Annotated in this window: 15 protein-coding genes; 11 read left to right on the top strand and 4 right to left on the bottom strand. The window is 63.7% G+C overall.

Annotated features, from left to right (window positions below):
* The first annotated feature begins 6 nt into the window (after window positions 1-6).
* The 5 genes from PZL22_RS00710 (at window position 7) to PZL22_RS00690 (ending at window position 7,118) form a co-directional block, all read left to right on the top strand.
* Window positions 7-711, top strand: a complete 705-nt coding sequence (locus PZL22_RS00710) for a hypothetical protein (protein ID WP_284718404.1) — start codon at window positions 7-9, stop codon at window positions 709-711.
* Between the two features lie 8 nt (window positions 712-719).
* Window positions 720-2,936, top strand: coding sequence for a hypothetical protein (locus PZL22_RS00705; protein ID WP_003529028.1), 2,217 nt, complete (start codon window positions 720-722; stop codon window positions 2,934-2,936).
* Complete coding sequence (locus PZL22_RS00700; protein ID WP_127516204.1) at window positions 2,933-4,255, top strand: glycosyltransferase family 4 protein; 1,323 nt, start codon at window positions 2,933-2,935, stop codon at window positions 4,253-4,255. The genes PZL22_RS00705 and PZL22_RS00700 overlap by 4 nt, the downstream gene beginning before the upstream one ends.
* A 157-nt stretch (window positions 4,256-4,412) precedes the next feature.
* Window positions 4,413-5,393: a hypothetical protein gene (locus PZL22_RS00695; RefSeq protein WP_003529032.1), complete on the top strand. Its 981-nt coding sequence runs from the start codon at window positions 4,413-4,415 to the stop codon at window positions 5,391-5,393.
* 135 nt (window positions 5,394-5,528) lie between these two features.
* Complete coding sequence (locus PZL22_RS00690) at window positions 5,529-7,118, top strand: ABC transporter substrate-binding protein (RefSeq protein WP_003529033.1); 1,590 nt, start codon at window positions 5,529-5,531, stop codon at window positions 7,116-7,118.
* A gap of 68 nt (window positions 7,119-7,186) precedes the next feature.
* On the opposite strand, the gene PZL22_RS00685 is transcribed toward PZL22_RS00690, so the two are convergent.
* From PZL22_RS00685 to PZL22_RS00670, 4 genes are all read right to left on the bottom strand, one after another.
* Complete coding sequence (locus tag PZL22_RS00685) at window positions 7,187-7,861, bottom strand: HAD family hydrolase (protein WP_027992766.1); 675 nt, start codon at window positions 7,859-7,861, stop codon at window positions 7,187-7,189.
* A gap of 176 nt (window positions 7,862-8,037) precedes the next feature.
* On the bottom strand, window positions 8,038-8,697 hold the full coding sequence (locus PZL22_RS00680; RefSeq protein ID WP_284718403.1) for a metallophosphoesterase family protein: 660 nt from the start codon (window positions 8,695-8,697) through the stop codon (window positions 8,038-8,040).
* Window positions 8,698-8,939: 242 nt separating this feature from the next.
* Window positions 8,940-9,320: a hypothetical protein gene (locus tag PZL22_RS00675; protein ID WP_003529036.1), complete on the bottom strand. Its 381-nt coding sequence runs from the start codon at window positions 9,318-9,320 to the stop codon at window positions 8,940-8,942.
* A 111-nt stretch (window positions 9,321-9,431) separates the two neighbouring features.
* A complete protein-coding gene (locus PZL22_RS00670; protein ID WP_284718402.1) occupies window positions 9,432-11,162 on the bottom strand; it encodes a phosphoethanolamine transferase in 1,731 nt (576 codons plus the stop codon).
* 244 nt (window positions 11,163-11,406) lie between these two features.
* On the opposite strand from PZL22_RS00670, the gene PZL22_RS00665 reads away from it, so the two are divergent.
* From PZL22_RS00665 to PZL22_RS00640, 6 genes are all read left to right on the top strand, one after another.
* Complete coding sequence (locus PZL22_RS00665) at window positions 11,407-12,078, top strand: response regulator (RefSeq protein ID WP_010975726.1); 672 nt, start codon at window positions 11,407-11,409, stop codon at window positions 12,076-12,078.
* Window positions 12,078-13,427, top strand: coding sequence for a sensor histidine kinase (locus tag PZL22_RS00660; RefSeq protein WP_284718401.1), 1,350 nt, complete (start codon window positions 12,078-12,080; stop codon window positions 13,425-13,427). The genes PZL22_RS00665 and PZL22_RS00660 overlap by 1 nt, the downstream gene beginning before the upstream one ends.
* A 115-nt stretch (window positions 13,428-13,542) precedes the next feature.
* Complete coding sequence (locus PZL22_RS00655; protein WP_003529044.1) at window positions 13,543-14,247, top strand: CerR family C-terminal domain-containing protein; 705 nt, start codon at window positions 13,543-13,545, stop codon at window positions 14,245-14,247.
* Window positions 14,244-15,248 (top strand): secretion protein HlyD, encoded by a 1,005-nt coding sequence (gene hlyD / locus PZL22_RS00650; RefSeq protein WP_003529046.1) that lies wholly within the window; start codon window positions 14,244-14,246, stop codon window positions 15,246-15,248. Before PZL22_RS00655 ends, hlyD begins: the two co-directional genes overlap by 4 nt.
* Entirely contained in the window at window positions 15,248-16,996 is a 1,749-nt protein-coding gene (locus tag PZL22_RS00645) for an ATP-binding cassette domain-containing protein (protein WP_003529047.1), read from the top strand. The genes hlyD and PZL22_RS00645 overlap by 1 nt, the downstream gene beginning before the upstream one ends.
* Window positions 16,993-18,147, top strand: coding sequence for an ABC transporter permease (locus tag PZL22_RS00640; protein ID WP_003529050.1), 1,155 nt, complete (start codon window positions 16,993-16,995; stop codon window positions 18,145-18,147). Before PZL22_RS00645 ends, PZL22_RS00640 begins: the two co-directional genes overlap by 4 nt.

Raw genomic sequence — 18,147 nt, 5'->3', positions numbered from 1 at the left:
AAATCGATGGCTGTTGCCGAGAAATCAAATGCCGCACCGGATCAGGATAATACGAAGCCGATGAGCGGCCGGGTCGACGCGATCGACCAGGGGCGCATCTTCGGCTGGGCGTTCGATCCGGCAGCACCCGACAAGCGCCTCACCATCCGCGTCTATCTGGACGCCAGCGTCATCGCCCAGGCGGTCGCCGACCGCAATCGCCCCGATCTCAAGCGCAACGGCATCGGCGACGGCGGCTATGCCTTCGAAATCGCGCTTCCCGAGGCGGCAGCCTCGCGCACCGCCGATCTCAAGGTGACGGCCCTGGATGCACGCGGCACCGAACAGCAGCTGCGCGTTCCGCGCCCGGACGAGCAGGCGGCCGAAGCCCTCATCGCCGCGCCGCTTGCCAAGGTTCTCGACAAGCTCGACGTCCTCATGGCGGCCCAGCGGCAGTTGCAGGTCTCGCAGCGATCTCTTCAGCGAACGCATAATGACGAGGGCGGCGAAGGCGCGACCTTGGGGCCTGCCGCAGCCGCCGAGATCGGGCAGCGCCTGAACGACCTCGATGTCCACTTGATGCGGCTCGATGGCGTGGTTGCAGCGATGGAGAAGAACCTCGGAGCCTTGCAGAAGCGGTCGAATGGAGAGTTGAAACCGCTGCTGCTCCTGCTTTTCGTTCTCGCGGGCTTTGCCGCCGGCGCTGCCCTCTCGCTTTTCGCCGGGGCATGAGGAGTACCATGGCCGGAGCAGAACAGGCGCTTCCTCAAACGTCGCAAACAGCCGCGAGGATCATGCGGGGTGGGAGGGTTGTCGCCTGCCCGATCGACGATACGCTGCTGCTCGTCATAGGCGCGGGCGCGCCTGTCGCCGGCCAGGTGCCGGCGCAGGTCAATGACGACCCCGCCACCGCGACGAGTGCCTCCATCATCGGTTGGCGCCTGGCCCCGCAGCCGCCAACGGCCACGCACGGGTTCGCGGCGCTGCTGCCCATCAATGACGCCGATCGTCCGCTCACCACTCTCCGCCTGGGTCAGGAGAGTAGCCCCAGGCGCTATATCTTCGGCCCCCGCACGCTTGCGGTTCGCGAGGGCGTGACGGTCCTCGCGGAGCTTGCTGGCGCCCAACTGACCGACGTGCTGGACTCGCTCGTGGATGCGATGATGCAGATGCCGACCGGCCGGCGAAGGCTTGCGGCAATTGTTGCCCTGACGCAGGCCCGAAAGGGTAGCGACGGCTTCCTCGAGTTCGTTGGCGAGACCCACGAGGGAGCGATTTTCCTCAGAGGGTGGGCCCGCGCCGCCGACCCCGGCAACGCTCGCGTGATTGTGTGCGGCGAAAATCCGGTCATTGCCGACTGTGGGATCGCGACCTTCTCCCGGCAGGACACTCCGCAAGGTGGCGCAGGCTTCATCGGTCTGTTGGCGGCCAGCGAACCGCTTCGCGCACGAGACGTCGAGGGGCTCGTCTATCGCGGGCGCGGGGGCTGGCGCTACGCTTCGGTTCATGAGCACCGGCTGATCGCCGGTCCTACGGACACGCCCGGGCATATCCGCTCCGTGCTGCTTCAGACGCACAGCACGCCCGCCGTTCTGCTCCGGCTGCGTTCGGCCGCCAACAGCTTCGAGGGGCGCGAGACGATCTCGACCCTTCCCGTTCCGGTTCGTCTGGGCGTCGACAATATCTTTCAGGCGAACAGCAGCGCCTTTCTGATCTCCGGCTGGCTGCTCGACCCTGATGAGCATGTCCAGAGCGTCCGGTTGCGCCGTGGACAGAGCGAGATGCGGCTCGACGATCGCTGGACGCGGCTCGAGCGCTCGGATGTGACGGATGCCTTTACCGATGAGCCGCTGTTCAAAAGCATGCTCGACCGAGAAACCCACCCGCATGGTTTCATCGTGTTTGCCGGAGGACTGGGGGCAGATGGTGCGGCCCCGCTACACCTGGAGTTGACGCTTAAGGATTCCCGCCGGGCCTTTCTCCCGCTGACACCCGCGCGGCTTCCGCCGCGTCAGGCGGCGCTCCGCCAGATCAAGTCCATCGATCCCGAAAACTGGGGGCTGACGGAAATCGTCGATCGGCAGATCGTGCCGTTCCTGTGCGCGTCGGAGAGCCCCTCGCCCGGCGTCGGGGCCATCCTCGATGCGGGTGCGTTCGACGAGGCTTCGGGGCCGCCGATCATCGTCGCTGCCGGCCAAGCAGAAGAAAAGGAGCTTGCCCCTTTCCTCGGCCTTCTGGCGCTCGATCCCGAAACACGGCACGCGCCGATCGCGCTCGTGCTGCACTCCGAATGCTTTCGACGCCAGGCCGGCCGTATCAGGCAGCTCGCGCAATTCTATCGGCTGCCGCTCAGGTTGATGTCGGCGGAAACGGACGATGTCTACGATCTCCTGGAAGCCGGCATTCGCGCGCTTTCGAGCGAGACGGTCGTTCTGCTCGCCGGCTCGCTTTTGCCCCGCAGGAGCGGCTGGTACGGCAGGCTGGTTTCCGTCTACGAGGAAAGTGGCGGGATCATCTCGCCCACGCTCGCCTATGAGGACCATTCCGTTCGATGGGCTGGCTCCTGGGCGGACGCGCAGTCCGAAAATTCGCTTTCGGGCCGTTATGCCGGTTATCCGTTGAGTGCAGTGACGGGGCTCAAGCTCACCCGGATCGCGGCGGCCTCTTTCGAATGCTGCATCATGCCGCGCGAGGCTTTCCTCGTCGCCGGAGGCTTTGCCGGCAGCTATCTCGGATACCGGCAAAAGGGGCAGGATCTCGGCTTGAGGCTCAGCCGTTCGGGGATCAATTCCTGGTGGCTGCCTTCGGTGCAGATGCTGGGCTCGGACGAGCCATTCTCCACCGGCAGCGCCTCCGCGGCTCCTCTCGTCGAGCGGATCGACGAAAGACTGTTTTCGGCCCGATGGGCTCCGCAGCCGCAGGGCGAAGGCAATCGCATCAAGGAGGCTTCCGCATGAGCGAGCGGCTCCGTGTTCTCGTCGTCTCGCATGGACATCCGGCGATGTCGCTGGGCGGGGCGGAGATAGCGTCCCACAGCCTGCATAAGGGCCTGAACACGCTGCCGGGCGTCGAGTCGATATATCTCGCCCGCGTCGGCCATCCGGTCCCGCGCCACGGCGCGTCAGCACTCATGAGTCTGCGTCTTGCCGTGGACGAAGTGCTCTTCCATGCGGATGATTACGATCACTTCTTCCTGTCCAACGGCGATACGGAGGCGATCCGCCGCGACCTCCTGCGCTTCGTCGGCGATCTGTCGCCTCACGTCATTCACTTTCATCATCTGATCGGCCTGGGGATGGAGGCGCTTTACGCTCTCCGGGAAGCGCTGCCGGAGGCGGTTATCGTCGTCACCTTCCACGAATACCTGTCGCTGTGTCACAACCACGGGCAAATGGTGAAGCGACCATCGGCCCAGCTCTGCAACAGTTCTTCGCCGATCAGTTGCCATGGCTGCTTTCCCGATATCCCGGTTTCCCGTTTCCTGAGGCGCGAGGAATTTCTGCGCGGCATGCTCGGCCTTGCCGATGCCTTCATCTCCCCGAGCATGTTCCTCGCAAACCGCTATGTCGAATGGGGTATCGATGCGGAAAAGCTCTCCGTGATCGACAACGGCATCGTCATGGGCGAGGCCGCACCCGTACGCGATCTGCCGGTCCCATCCGCCCGGCGGAACCGCTTCGCCTATTTCGGGCAGATGACACCCTTCAAGGGCATCGACGTGCTGGTCGATGCGGTATCGCGCGTGCCGGAAGAAATCTGGGGCGAGGACTCCTGCCTGATGATCTTCGGGGGTAATCTCGAGCGCCAGCCGGTTGAGTTCCAGGAGCGCCTGAAGAAGCTCATCGACGATGCCGGGCGCCGGGTGCGTTTCTATGGCGCCTATCAGAATGCCGACATGCCGAGGCTGATGCGCTCGGTCGACTGGGTCGTGCTGCCCTCGATCTGGTGGGAAAACTCGCCCGTCGTCATTCAGGAGGCCCTGCATCATCGCAGGCCCATCATCTGTTCCGACATCGGCGGCATGGCCGAGAAAGTGCAGGACGGAAGGGACGGACTCCATTTCCGTGCCGGCAGCGCCCAGGATCTCGCCGACCGGCTGTCGGAAGTGCTGGGCAAGCCCGAGGCATGGGACCGGCTGCACGCGACGCTGCGGCCTCCGACCGGCCACGCCGAATCCGCGCGTGCGCATGCCGATCTCTATCGTCGGCTTCTGAAGGACAGGCGGAGCCCTCTTGGTGCGGCGCAATATGAAGCGGCGGCACAGGCCGTAGTCTAGAGCGGGATGAGGAAAAGTGTGCGCGGTTTTCCGCCCGCATCCCGCTCTAACTTCTAGGAATCGATCACGTTCATGTTTTTAGGCCGATCCGACCTAAAAACATCGTGATCTAGACGCTTGCGGCTCCACTCAAAATGACAGTTGCTCGGGAATTCACATGCTCGTTTACGCCGACGAAAACCTGGAAGTGATACATCGGCGAGGATCGTCGCCCTATCTTCTCGTCACCTTCAACGAGATGGAGATGCAGGCGAACGGCAGCCGCTTCTGGGGACAGCGGTTCTGCGAAAAGGCCGGCATCGCCGCACTCGGCTTCATCAGCCGGCGGCCGAATTGGTTTCCGGCGGCAAGCGTGGTCGCGGCGGTCGAAGCTGCGGCTCCGATCCTTGCGGAAGCCCCGGAACGCATCCTCTACGGCCATTCGCAAGGCGGCTATGCGGCTCTGCGTTATCGCCGGCGTCTTGGCGCAAGCGTCGCCGTTGCTTTTTGCCCGCAGATCTCGATCGATCCGAAGACCGTACCATTCGACAACCGCTTCGTCCGCCACTTCGCTCCGGGCCTCCACACGAACATGGCAATCGCCCCCGACCAGGCGGCCGGGCGCGCCTATCTGTTCTACGACCCCTTCCATGCCGTCGATCGCCGGCACGCGGAGCGGATCGCGGCGATACAGAGCGAGACGCGTCTCATCCCCGTGCTTATGACCGGTCACGGCACCGTTCGGGCCTTCACCGGAACGGCGCGCGCGCTTTCGCTCATCGAGGCTTGCCGCGCGGACGACCGCGCCGGTTTGCGCGCGCTTGCCCGTTCGGCGCGGATCGGCGCCCCGATGCGCCCCTATCAGATCGCCATCGCGGCGATTGCTCGCCACCCCGCCTGGGCCGACCGGTTCCTTCAACGCTTCGGAGAAGGGTTTTCACCTGTGGAGCGGGTAAACTTTCTTTACCATCGGGCCAACCGCCACATCCGCGACGGCGCACTTGAGATTGCCCGCGACATGCTCGCGGAGGCCGTGGCGCTCCAGCCGGGCAATCTCGGCTTCGCCCGCCGCCTCGAGGAACTCGAAGGCCGCATCGCCCGCACGCGCGCCTCGGAACGGGACGAGGAGCGTGTGCACGACTTTTCTCCCGCACAGTGACATAGCCGGGGCTTGTCTCGCCTCGTTGCGACATTCTTCGCCGCCAACGGACAGCCTTCGCAATGGAAATCCGTTGCAGCCTGAGCGCGTTGCCGGCCAACCGGAGCGCACGTTTCAATGGAGGAGAGGAAATCGATGGCGGGAGAACTGGAATTCATGAGCCGGGAGGTCGTTTCGGGCCGCCTGTCGAGGCGCGATTTTCTCGGGCGCGCGGCAGCGCTCGGCGTAACGCTCGCCTCGGCCCAGGTGCTGCTCGGCAATGCCGCGCGGGCGAGCGGGCCAGCCAAGGGCGGCATATTGCGGGCCGGGCTCGTCGGCGGCGAATCCACGAACAGCCTCGATCCGGCGACCTGGGCGAGCCAGGTGCCCTATACATTCGGCCGCTGCTGGGGAGAGCAGTTGCTCGAGGTATCTCCGGCGGGCGAGATAGAATATCGGCTGGCTGAATCCTACGAAGCGTCGAAGGACGCGAAGACCTGGGCGTTCACGATCCGCAAGGGGGTGACCTTCCATAACGGCAAGGAACTGACGCCCGCCGATGTCGTCGCCACATTCGAGCGTCATGCCGACAAAAATTCGAAATCGGCTGCCCTGCCCTTCGTCCAGGAATTCGAGACCATCAAGGCAGACGGCGACAAGGTCGTCATCACGCTGCGCCAGCCGAACGCCGACATGCCGTTCATCGTCAGCGATTATCATCTTATGATCCAGCCGAACGGCGGCAAGGATGACCCGACGGCCGGCATCGGAACCGGCCCCTACAAAGTCGTCGTCAACGAGCCGGGCGTAAAGCATGTCGGCGAGCGGCAGGACGGCTATTGGGGAGCGGCCGAGCGCGGCCATGCCGACCAGATCGAAATCACCGTCATCAATGACGCAACGGCGCGCACCGCCTCGCTCCAGGCGGGCGGCGTGCACATCATCAATCGCATCGAGCCGAAGATCGTCGCGCTCGTCAAACGCATTCCCGGGGTCACGATCCGCAACGTCCCCGGCAAGGGCCACTATGTCCTGATCGCCCATTGCAACACTGCGCCCTTCGACAACAACGACCTGCGGCTTGCGCTGAAATACGCGGTAGACCGCGAGGAAATGGTGGCGAAGATTCTCGCCGGCTACGGCACTGTCGGCAACGATACGCCGATGATCAAGGGCTATCCGCTCTTCGACGACGATATCGAGCAGCGTGTGTTCGATCCGGACAAGGCTAAATTCCACTTCAAGAAATCGGGCCATGACGGTTCGATCCTGCTGCGGACCTCCGACGTCGCCTTCCCAGGGGCAGTCGACGCCGCGCAGCTTTTCCAGGCAAGCGCCGCAAAGTGCGGCATCGACGTCGAGCTGAAGCGCGAGCCCGGTGACGGCTACTGGTCCGATGTCTGGAACAAGCAGCCCTTCAGCATGTCTTACTGGACCGGCCGGCCGACGCAGGACCAGGTCTATTCCATCGCCTATCTTTCAAAGGCGGAATGGAACGACACCCGCTTCTTCCGCGAGGATTTCGACAAGCTGATCTTTGCGGCGCGCGGCGAGCTGGACGAGGCGAAGCGCAAGGTTCTCTATCGCGAGGCGGCAATGATCCTGCGCGATGAGGGTGGTGTGATCGCGCCGATGTTCAACAACTATATCGATGCCACCAGCGACAAGGTCGGCGGCTGGGTCGACGACCCGAACGGCGAACTCATGGGTGGACATGCGCTGACCAAGTGCTGGCTCGCCGCCTGAGCGTGATCCTTGAAGCAGCCGGCGGCCGATGGCCGTCGGCAACCGTTACACACCTTTCCTGGAGTGCCCTAGCCGCGGCGGCGATGCAGCGAAAGCCACCCGTCCTCGACGAGGCGAGCCTCGACGTCGCTGTAATGCGACAGCATGATATGCGGCATCTCGGCCGCCGCGGCATGCGCCCCGGTGATGACGGCGACCTCGGCGCCCGCGGATTTGCCCGCGAGCACGCCTGCAGGCGCGTCCTCGAAGACGAGGCAATCTTCGGCACGCACCCCAAGTCTCTGGGCCGCGAGCAGATAGCCCTGCGGGTCGGGCTTCCCGACCGAGACATCCTCACCGGTCACCATGTGGCGCGGCACCGGAATACCGGCCGCCTCGAGCCGGCGCGCGGCGAGTTCGAGCGGCGCCGACGTAACGATCGCCCACCTTTCCGGCGGCAATGTCTTCAGGAAGGCGACGGCGCCCGGAATTTCGACAATCCCCTCGACATCGGCAATCTCCGCCTCGGCAAGAATACGCGCCTCCTGTTCCGGATCGACCGGCAGGCCCAGGGCGCGGATCGTGTCGACGGCTCGCACGCCATGGACGATCCTCATGAGCGCCACGGGATCTATTCCGTTGCGGAGTGCCCAGGATCCCCAGACCCTTTCAACGACTGCCATCGAGTTGAGTAGCGTGCCGTCCATGTCGAAAAGGAGGGCGGCGAAATTCTTCGTGAAGATTGCGGAAGAGGACGTGTCCAAACCGGGTCCCTTGGATTTCGAGTTCACATGCTTTGCAGGTCGGCACAACTATAGCCTGAGGCGGCGTTGCACAATGCTAAAGCAATTGCTTTCCGCACGCTTATCGGCGCACTGCCCCGGTTGCAGGAACCTGCAACCCATAGAAACCACACATGGGTATGTCGTCGTGTATCGTTCTAGCTGTATCCATCCGTGACCAGAAAATCGATCGGGCCTCCCGCCCTGTCGTCATCGAAGACGGCGCAGGAGAGCATGCCGCCGAAGACGGCGCCGGAATCGACATTGGTCCTGTTGCCGACGGTGCGGGGATTGCTTGGGCTCGGCGTATGTCCGTGGCAGACATGCTTGCCCCAATAGGTACCGGAGTAGTTCGGATCGGTGCGGATCCAGAGGAGGATGTCGTCGCCCTGTTCTTCGAGCGGAATCGTCTCGTCGACACCCGCATGGACGAAAATGCGATGCCGATCGACGACGAGCGATGGCAGTTCCGCCATCCAGACGAGATGGCTCAACGGAATGGCGCCGCCGTAGGAAGCCATCGTCTCCTCGCCCCCGTTCGTTAGCCATAGGGACATCTCGGCCTGGCCCTTGCGTGCCGCCAGCAGCATGGCCTCGTGATTGCCCTTGAGCGTGATCCATTCCCAGCCCGCCCTGCGCGGCCCGCCCATGATCCGCTCCACGACGCCGCGGCTGTCCGGGCCGCGATCGACGAGGTCGCCGAGGAAGACCACCCTGCCGCCGGCGACGACGGATTCGATGCTGGCCAGCAAGGCTTCGAGTTGTTCGAGGCAACCGTGAATGTCACCGACGGCGAAGGTGAAACGCCGGCTATTCATGAATCGCTTCTCCTTTGCTCGTCCAAGACGGCGCGCTCCTTTCGTCGCTGATATGAATCGGCCATCTGAGGCCGCCCGGGGTGTCCGAGTGCTTTAGCGCATCGTCTTGACAATCGGAACCGATATTCGGAATGCCCGATGCGTAGCAGGAATAGTGGGCTCGGACAGGCACAAGACGGCTTCTTCACTTCATCCCTGTGACGGGCACAGGAATGAGGGCCACAGGGAGACCCGCCCAAAGCCTACCGGTGAGAGGATCCCTTCGGAATCGCCGAACTGGTGATCGAGACGGGATCGCTTGCGGGAAACGTATCTTCGAGGCCCTCTTCCAACTGCTCTTCCATGGCGTCCCGGTCATGCGCCTGCCGGGCATTCGCAAGCGCTCCCTCGGGGACCGAAGGAGACCGTTTCGTGCCGGTGATGGCAAGAAGCGTTTCATCCGCCTCGATGGCCGCGGCGAGTATCTCCTTTGCCTGGGAGACGGCATTCAGCCTGTTCAGGCTACCGTCGGCATTCTGCGGACAGGAGACGGAGACGACCTCCCCGTTGGTGCCGACGAATTCGACGGTGAAACCCGCCTTTCCGCCGCGCTCGGGATAGACCTGAATTCCGGCGATCTGCATCGGATTCTCCTCTGATGTACGCCCCGCCGACTGCGGATGCGGGATCGGCCTGCAGTCTACCAGATTTGGTGAAGGTCGACAGCTCGCCCGTGGGAGAGGCATAACGGAAAATCACAAAACGCCGGGCGCCCATCTCGCTTCCTGCGGGCCGCCGGCGCTTGATGCGGGTTCGCCATTCTGGGCCGCGTGATATCCCGGTGCCGGCTGGTGCTCTTTGTTTGCGGGCCGCGTGCAGGCGGCGAAGGCGTCGAGATCGCGGTTATAGACCCTCGTCTCGACGTCCATCATGCCAAGCACCGTGTGAAACAGGTTGTCGTGCGATTTCGGCTTGTCGGCGTCCTTGGCAAGACAGCCGGCGTCGACGCCCATCGCAGCCTGATACGGCTCCGAAAACCAGGCGATGAAAGGCACCTGCGTCTGCTCCTTCGGTGCAATCACGTAGGGCGCACCGTGGAGATAGAGGCCGTTTTCCCCAAGCGACTCGCCGTGATCCGACATATAGATCATCGCGCCGGCAATGCGGTCCTGATGCTTTTCGAGGAGCCGCGCGACGCTGGCGAGGATGTGGTCGGTGTAGAGGATCGTATTATCGTAGGCATTGACCAGTTCCGCGGTAGAGCAACGCATGAGTTCCGGCGTGCGGCAGTCGGGCGTGAAGCGGCGGAACGCCCCGGGATAGCGCAGATAATAAGAGGGGCCGTGGCTGCCTAGCTGGTGCAGCACGATGACGCTGTTCGAAGTCGCCGCCCCGAGCTTCCGGTCGAGATCGCCGAGGAGGATCTCGTCCAGGCATTCGCCGTTGTTGCAAAGCGGGCTGTTCTTGCGACCGGTCTGGCTTGCGAAGCTGATGAGATCGGCAATCCCCTTGCTGCCGGTATTGTTGTCCCACCAGCTCACCGAGACGCCGGCATGCGTCAGCACATTGACGAGATTTTCGGTCGAGCGCGCCTTCCAGTCGCTATACTGGCTGCGCGGATAGACCGAAAACATGCATGGAAGCGAGACGGCGGTCGCGGTGCCGCAACTCGTCGTGTTGCGGTAGTTGACGACCCCGAGAGCTTTCAATTCAGGATTCGTCTCGCGTTCGTAACCGTTGAGCGAAAAGTTCATGGCGCGCGCCGTCTCGCCGGCAACGACGACGACGACGACCGGTTTCCCCGCGGCGGCAACGCGCGCGCCCTGATGCGCGTCGGTTCCGAGCGGCCTTACGACCAGATTGCGCTCCCGATAGGTCGAAAGGCCGTAGCGCACGGTGGCGATCAGCGGCCCGGACGGATTGAACCTTTTCATGAGGTCCGTATGTTCGCGCAGCGCGTAGGCCACCGTCGCGAAGTTGGCATAGATGAGGCCTGCGCCGACGAGGAGCGATACGGAGACGAAGGCGAAATTGACCGCGGCCTTGGGCAGGAACCGGCGGTGGCGCACCCTGACCCAGACGATCAGGATCGAAGGGAGGACGGCGTAGACGAGCAGATGCCGCGCAAGGCTGAATGTCAGCAGGTGGCTGGCTTCGGCCTGTGTCGTAACGGCGGCATTGCCGATCATGTCCCGATCTATGATGATGCCGAAGGTGTCGGCAAAATACGCGGCGGTGGCGGACACCAGAATGAGAATGACCAGCGCCGGCTTCATCAGGTACTTGACCGAGAGAGGCGTCAAGATCGCGAAGAGGGCGAGATAGAGTGCCGCCGCGAAGGCAAGCAGGCTCGTCCGGGCGTGAACGAAATAGACGCTGGCATGAGCCCAGAACGAGTTGTTGGTCGCCAGCAGCAGATAGAGAGCGACGATCGCGCTCAGGCTTATACTGCCAATCTCGGGCCGGGGAATCCGCGGGATTTTCAAGCTGCTCACCTCCAAAGACGCGCCCCTTGCATGCATGGTGCGGCGTGACGTTCATGTTCCCTGCACCGTTTGCGATCCAGGGGAGCATGCCCAGTAGCCTGGACGAGCTGTCGGAAAGCTGTCGGGAAACACCGCTGGTAGAGCAGAGCTCCGCACCCGGCAGGGACTTCGCAAGTTGGCACCCCGGAAAAAACGTCCTATGGTCCGCCGTCACCGGCGCCAGAAGACTCAGGCTGCGATCTGCATGCGTTTACTCCTCGTCGAGGACAGTCCTCGCCTCACCGAACTCATCAACGAGACCATGCATGACGCGGGTTGGCGGCTCGACGGCGTTTCGACGCTGCGCGATGCCGAGGCCGCCATTGCCGCGCGCGAGCACGACCTGGTTCTCCTCGATCTCGGCCTTCCCGACGGCGATGGCCTGCAGCTGCTGCAATGGATCCGGCGGGAGCATGTCGGCCTGCCGGTGCTGATCATCACCGCCCGCGGGTCGGTCGACGAGCGTATCGCCGGGCTCGACGCCGGCGCCGACGATTATCTCGTCAAGCCGTTTCACCATCGCGAACTTCTGTCTCGCTGCAGGGCGATGCTGAGGCGAAATCCCAATGCTATACAGCCGGTCCTCGAGGCCGGCGCCCTGCGCTATGATCCTGCAACGGCGGAGCTTACCTGCGAGGGCGCCGTTCTGCCTCTTCCTCCGCGCGAGCGCTCTCTGATCGAGATCCTGTTGCGCGAGGTCGGGCGTGTCGTCCCGAAGCGCAGGCTCGAAACGGCGCTTTCGGAATATGGCCAGGAACTGAGCTCGAATGCGCTGGAACTCGCCGTCTCCAGGGTACGCAAGCGACTGCAGTCGGTGGAAACCGGTGTGCAGATCGAAACCGTGCGCGGCATCGGCTATCTGCTGCGGACGGTTTGATGAAGACCTGGAACCCGTCGCTCATCGGCATCGTCGCCCGCCGCGTCATCGCCTTCTCCCTGCTGGCGATGATCCTGCAGATCGGCGTCGTCTTCGCCGACTACTGGTTCGACGATGACGAGCTCAGCGTTCTGATGCTGCAGGAGGAGACAGAAACCCTGTCGACCGCAATCGCGACGCAGGACGGGGATCTGACATTCAAGCCCAATCACGAGCTGAAAGAGCGTTATCTGGAACGCCATGGACCGGGTGCGATCTATGTGAGGGTGCGCACCGCTTCCGGCTCGGTTCTCTTCACCAACTGCTCGGCCGAATGTTCGGAGCATTTTCTTCCGCTCACCGTCAACGCACCGACTTTCTGGAAGCGGCTGATTGCGCCCGGCAAACCCTTCAGCGTTGCCGGCGGCCAATCGTTCGAACGTCATGACGAGGTCGTGCTCGTCGAGCTCGCCGTCCTGAAGGACCCCAACGGCTTCATGTACAGCGTTCTGCTTCGGGAAATGTTCGATTCCATGATCGTGCCCATGACGCTGATGTTCTGTCTCGTGATCGGAGCCACGATCTGGTCGATTCGCAGTGCGCTCAAACCGGTGGCAGCAGCGGTGCGGGCGGCCGATGCGATCGATCCGCGCGACGGCAATGCCCGCCTGCCCTCGTCGCACATGCCCGAGGAGATCGAGCGCCTGGTCGCCGCCGTCAACCGTCTCCTGGCGCGCGTTGCAGATCTCATCCAGGCGCAGAAGGTCTTTTCCTCCTCGATCGCCCACGAAATCCGCACACCGGTTTCGATCGCCAAGATGGAACTGAGCCGCATCGACGATCCCCGCGCCCGCAACGCGGAGCGCGACCTGGACGCGCTGACCCATATCCTCGAACAATTGACCTCGCTTGCCCGAGCCGACGCTGTGGACCCCACGGCCTTTCAGCGCGCCGACCTCTCGGCGATCGGGGCGGAGGTCGCGCAGACGACTGCGCCGTTCGTTTTCGACAACGGCAAGTCCATCGAATTCGTAGACCACGGCACGCCGCCGGTGAGCGTGATTGCGCCGCTCATCGAGAACATGCTGCGCAACCTGATCGAAAACGCGGTCAAGCATAATCCACCCAATACCTGCATAGTGCTCACCTGCGGTCCCGGACCTCTGGTGTCTGTCGAGGACGACGGCAGGGGTCTCGTCGACCTGCCGGAGCACAATGACGATCTCGGCTATGTCAAGCGCTCCGGCCAGCTGGGGCTCGGCCTCAAGATCGTTCACCGCATCGGCGAGCTTCACAAAGCGATGATCGCCGTCGATACGGTTCCTGGCGGAGGAACGAAAATCACCATCGATTTTGCCTCGGCCGCATAGAGCGGGATGAGGAAACTGTGTGCGGTTTTCCGTCCGCATCCCGCTAAATCAGGTCTGCGCAGGCGATTTCATTCGATCGATTGACTTAGTCGATTGATTGGCGCATTATCGACGCATGATCAAGGACGGAAACCGACCCGCTGTGCTCCGAGCCGAACGCGGCGACGCGACACGGGAGAAGCTGCTCAACACGGCCATTGACGTCTTCGGACGCTACGGCTTCGATGGCGCGACCACACGAAAGCTCGCCGATGCAGCGGGCGTCAATCTCCAGGCGATTCCTTATTATTTCGGCGGCAAGGAAGGGCTTTATGTAGCGGCCGCCGAGCACCTTGCCTCGATCATCGGCGGCCATGTCGGCGACCTGCGGACCATGATCGTCTCCCGCCTTGCCGAACTCGACGCCGAAGGCGCTGCGATGACGCCGATGGAGGCGCGGCATTTCCTGACCCAGATGGTCCAGAGGATGATCGCTCTCTTCGTCAGCAAGGAATCGGAAAGCTGGGCACGGTTCATCATTCGCGAGCAGATGGAGCCGACCGAAGCTTTCAAACGCATTTACGGCAGCATCATGGGACCGATGATCGAAATGGCGCGCCGGCTGATCGGCGCGATCCTCGAGGACGACCCGGCCTCGGAGCACATTCGTCTGAGAACTCTCTCCTTCGTCGGAAGCGTTCTGGTGTTTCGAATGGCGCATGCAGCCGTCTATGCCCAGCTCGAATGGGAATCTGCCGGACCGAAGGAGATCGAGACATTGCATCGCCATGCCGCCGAACTCGTGGCGGTGCTCGGTGCCGAGAGGGACCGCCGGTCATGAGGAAGGTCGCCATACTCGTTGCAATCGTCGCCGCAGCTCTCGCCGGCGCCTGGTGGTTCGACCTGCCGGCGCGCCTCGGCTTTGCGCGCGAGCCGCGGCAGGCGGTGCTTTACGGCAATGTTGACATTCGCCAGGTGTCGCTTGGCTTTCGGGTGAGCGGGCGGATCGCTGAGTTGCGCGTCGACGAGGGCGATAGCGTGAAGGCAGGCGACGTGATTGCGAGGCTCGATGCCGAACCGTTCCGCCAGGCGCTCGGTGCCGCCGAAGCGGACGCCGAGGCTGCCCGGGCGACGCTGGAAAAGCTCAGGGCGGGCGCTCGCGCAGCCGAGATCGCCCAGGCGCGCGCCACGCATGAAGAACGCCTAGCAGAGCTTGAGAATGCGAAGCTTGCCTTTGAACGCGCAAAGCAGCTGCGTCCCAATGGCACGATCTCACAGGCGGAGCTCGACCAGGCAAATGCCAGCCGTGCAGCTGCGGACGCACGCGCAAGGTCGGCCCGCGAGGCCCTGGTGCTTCTCGAAGAGGGAAACCGCGCCGAGGACATAGCGGCGGCAGCGGCCCAGGAGAATGCCGCGACGGCAAAGGCCGAGAGCGCCCGCATCTCGCTCGAGGACACCCAACTTGCCGCCCCGAGCGACGGCGTCATTCTCTCGCGCGTGCGTGAAACCGGCGCGATCGTCTCGCCAGCCGATATCGTCTATGTGCTTTCGCTGACGGAACCGGTCTGGGTCCGCGCCTACGTCGCAGAACCAGACCTTGGCCGTGTGCATCCGGGAATGAAGGTGACGATCACCTCCGACACCGCGCCCGACCGCATCTATGAGGGAACCGTCGGCTTCATTTCCCCCGTCGCCGAGTTCACGCCCAAATCGGTGGAGACGCCCGAGCTCAGAACCGACCTCGTCTACAGGCTGCGCATCGTGATCGCCAATCCGGGCAAGGATCTTCGCCAGGGCATGCCCGTCACCGTGCACCTGCCGGAAGCGAAGGAGGCTTCCTGATGCCCGCCCCCGCAACGGAGCCCGGCACGGCCCCGTTCGTTCGGCTGACCGGCGTCACCAAGCGGTTCGGTACGGCGCGCGCGGCGCTCGACGCAGTCGCGGGTGAAATCTTCGGCGGACGGGTCACCGGTCTGGTCGGTCCGGACGGCGCAGGCAAAACGACGCTGATCCGGCTGATGACCGGCCTGATGCTGCCGGATGCCGGCACCATAGAAGTGCTCGGCTACGATACCCGCAGGGATCCCGCCAGCATCCAGGCGGCAATCGGCTATATGCCGCAGCGCTTCGGCCTCTATGAAGACCTGTCGGTCCAGGAGAACCTCGACCTCTACGCCGATTTGCGCGGCCTGCCGAAGACGGAGCGCAGCCGGACCTTCGGCGAGTTGCTCGACTTCACCGACCTTGCCCGCTTCACGACGCGGCTTGCCGGCAAGCTCTCCGGCGGCATGAAACAGAAGCTCGGCCTCGCTTGCGCGCTCCTGCGCAAGCCGCGGCTCCTGCTTCTCGACGAGCCCGGCGTCGGCGTCGATCCGATTTCGCGGCGCGACCTTTGGAAGATGGTCGGAAATCTGAGGACGGAGGGCATCGGCGTCGTCTGGTCGACCGCCTATCTCGAAGAGGCGGAAGCCTGCGACCATGTTTTCCTGCTCAATCAGGGGAGCCTCATGTTTTCCGGCCCGCCGGCGGAGATGACCGGCCGCGTGGAGGACCGCGTCTTTCGCCTCTCCGGCATCCGCGGCCGCCGCCGCGAAGCGCTTGCGAGATTCCTCGAAGACGAAGGGGTAGTCGACGGCGTGATCCAGGGCGAAGCCATACGGCTCGTCATGAAGGCGGGTCTTTCGCCGCCGCCGCTCGGCGACACTGCCGATGCGGTTGACGCAGCCGTCACCCCGCCGCGCTTCGAGGACGCTTTCGTCGATATGCTCGGCGGAGGTCCCGGCGGCCGGTCGAGGCTTGCGGAAACGCAGCGGGAGTTCACCGAAGACGCCGGCAGACCCGTGATCGAGGCGCGGGGTCTGACGAAACGCTTCGGCGACTTTACCGCCGCCGACAACATCACCTTCGATATTCCGCGGGGCGAGATTTTCGGTCTTCTCGGCCCGAACGGCGCCGGCAAGTCGACGACGTTCAAAATGCTTTGCGGCCTCCTGAAGCCGAGCGCCGGCGAAGGCCGCGTCGCTGGCTTCGACCTCAGGCGCAACGCCCCCGAGGCGCGCAATCGGCTGGGCTACATGGCGCAGAAATTCTCGCTCTACGGTGACTTGAGCGTCATCCAGAACTTCAATTTCTTTGCGGGCGTCTACGGGCTGTCCGGCGCGAGAAAACGCGAACGCATCGGTCTGATGAGCGAGATCTTCGACTTCCGCACGATCCTCGACATGTCGGCCAAGGACCTGCCGCTCGGCCTCAAGCAGCGGCTGGCGCTTGCCTGTTCCGTGCTCCACGAACCGGAAGTGCTTTTCCTCGACGAACCGACCTCCGGCGTCGATCCCATCACCCGGCGCGAGTTCTGGACCCATATCAACGGCCTCGTCGAAAAGGGCGTGACCGTGCTCGTCACCACGCATTTCATGGACGAAGCAGAATATTGCGACCGCATCTCACTCATCTATCGCGGCCGCTCGATCGCGCTTGGCTCGCCGGACGACATGAAGGCACGTGTCGCAGGCAAGGACCTCCCCGACCCGACCATGGAGGACGCGTTCATCGCGCTCATTCAGGGCTCCGAGGCGAAGGAGGCTGCATGAAGGCCGAGAGCAAAATGGCGAAAGCGTACGAACCCGCGGGCCGGGCCCGGCGTTTCGCTGCCCTGGTGCGCAAGGAAAGCTATCAGGTCATACGCGATCCGAGCAGTATCCTGATCGCCTTCGTCCTGCCATTGGTCCTCCTCTTCCTCTTCGGTTATGGCGTGTCGCTCGATACGACGCGCACGCGTGTCGCCCTGGTGGTCGAGGAAGCGACCCCGCTCACGCGCGATCTCGCCGCCAGCTTCGAGGCATCGCGCTACTTTTCCGTTGCCACCGGACGCGACCGCAGGGAATTCGAGGACGACCTCGTCCTCGGACGGGTACGCGGCATCCTGGTGATCCCCGCAGGCTTTGCCGCCGAGCACGCGGCGGGGCGCCATCCGTCGGTCCAGGTGATCGTCGACGGATCCGATCCGAACACCGCCAATTTCGTGCAGAACTATGCGCAGGGCGCCGTTGCCAATTGGGAGCGCCAGCGCTTAAGCGAAGGCCGGAGCCCGCCCCCGGCGATCGCCGCCGAACAGCGCTTCTGGTTCAATCCGCAACTGACAAGCCGAAACTTCCTGGTGCCGGGCTCGATCGCCATCGTGATGACGCTGGTCGGCACGCTGCTGACCTCGCTTGTCGTCGCCCGCGAATGGGAGCGCGGCACGATGGAGGCGATGATGGCGACGCCCGTCTCCGCCGCCGAACTGCTCGCCGGCAAGCTGCTGCCCTACTTCGTCCTCGGCCTCACGTCGATGACGCTTTGCGTCCTTGTGGCGGTCTTTCTCTTCGATGTCCCCTTCCGGGGATCGGTGGCGGCGCTCTACGCCCTTTCGGCGACCTTCCTGATGCCGGCGCTCGGACAGGGGCTGCTGATCTCGGCCGCGACGAAAAACCAGTTTCTCGCTTCGCAACTCGCGCTGATCTCGGCCTTCCTGCCGGCCTTCCTGCTGTCCGGCTTTCTCTTCGAGATCAATTCCATGCCCACCGTCATCCAATGGGTCACCTATGCCGTCCCGGCGCGCTATCTCATACCCAGTCTGCAGACCGTGTTTCTCGCCGGCGATATCTGGCCGATGTTCGCACGCGCCATCGCGGTGATGTTCCTGATCGGCTGCATGTTCTTCGCGCTGGCCGCGCGCAGCACCAGAAAGAGGATCGGCTGA

This window comes from Ensifer meliloti, from assembly GCF_030064585.1.
Taxonomy (GTDB): domain Bacteria; phylum Pseudomonadota; class Alphaproteobacteria; order Rhizobiales; family Rhizobiaceae; genus Sinorhizobium; species Sinorhizobium meliloti.
The sequence above is the reverse complement of the archived record's forward strand: the minus strand, read 5'-3'. Positions and strand labels throughout refer to the sequence as shown.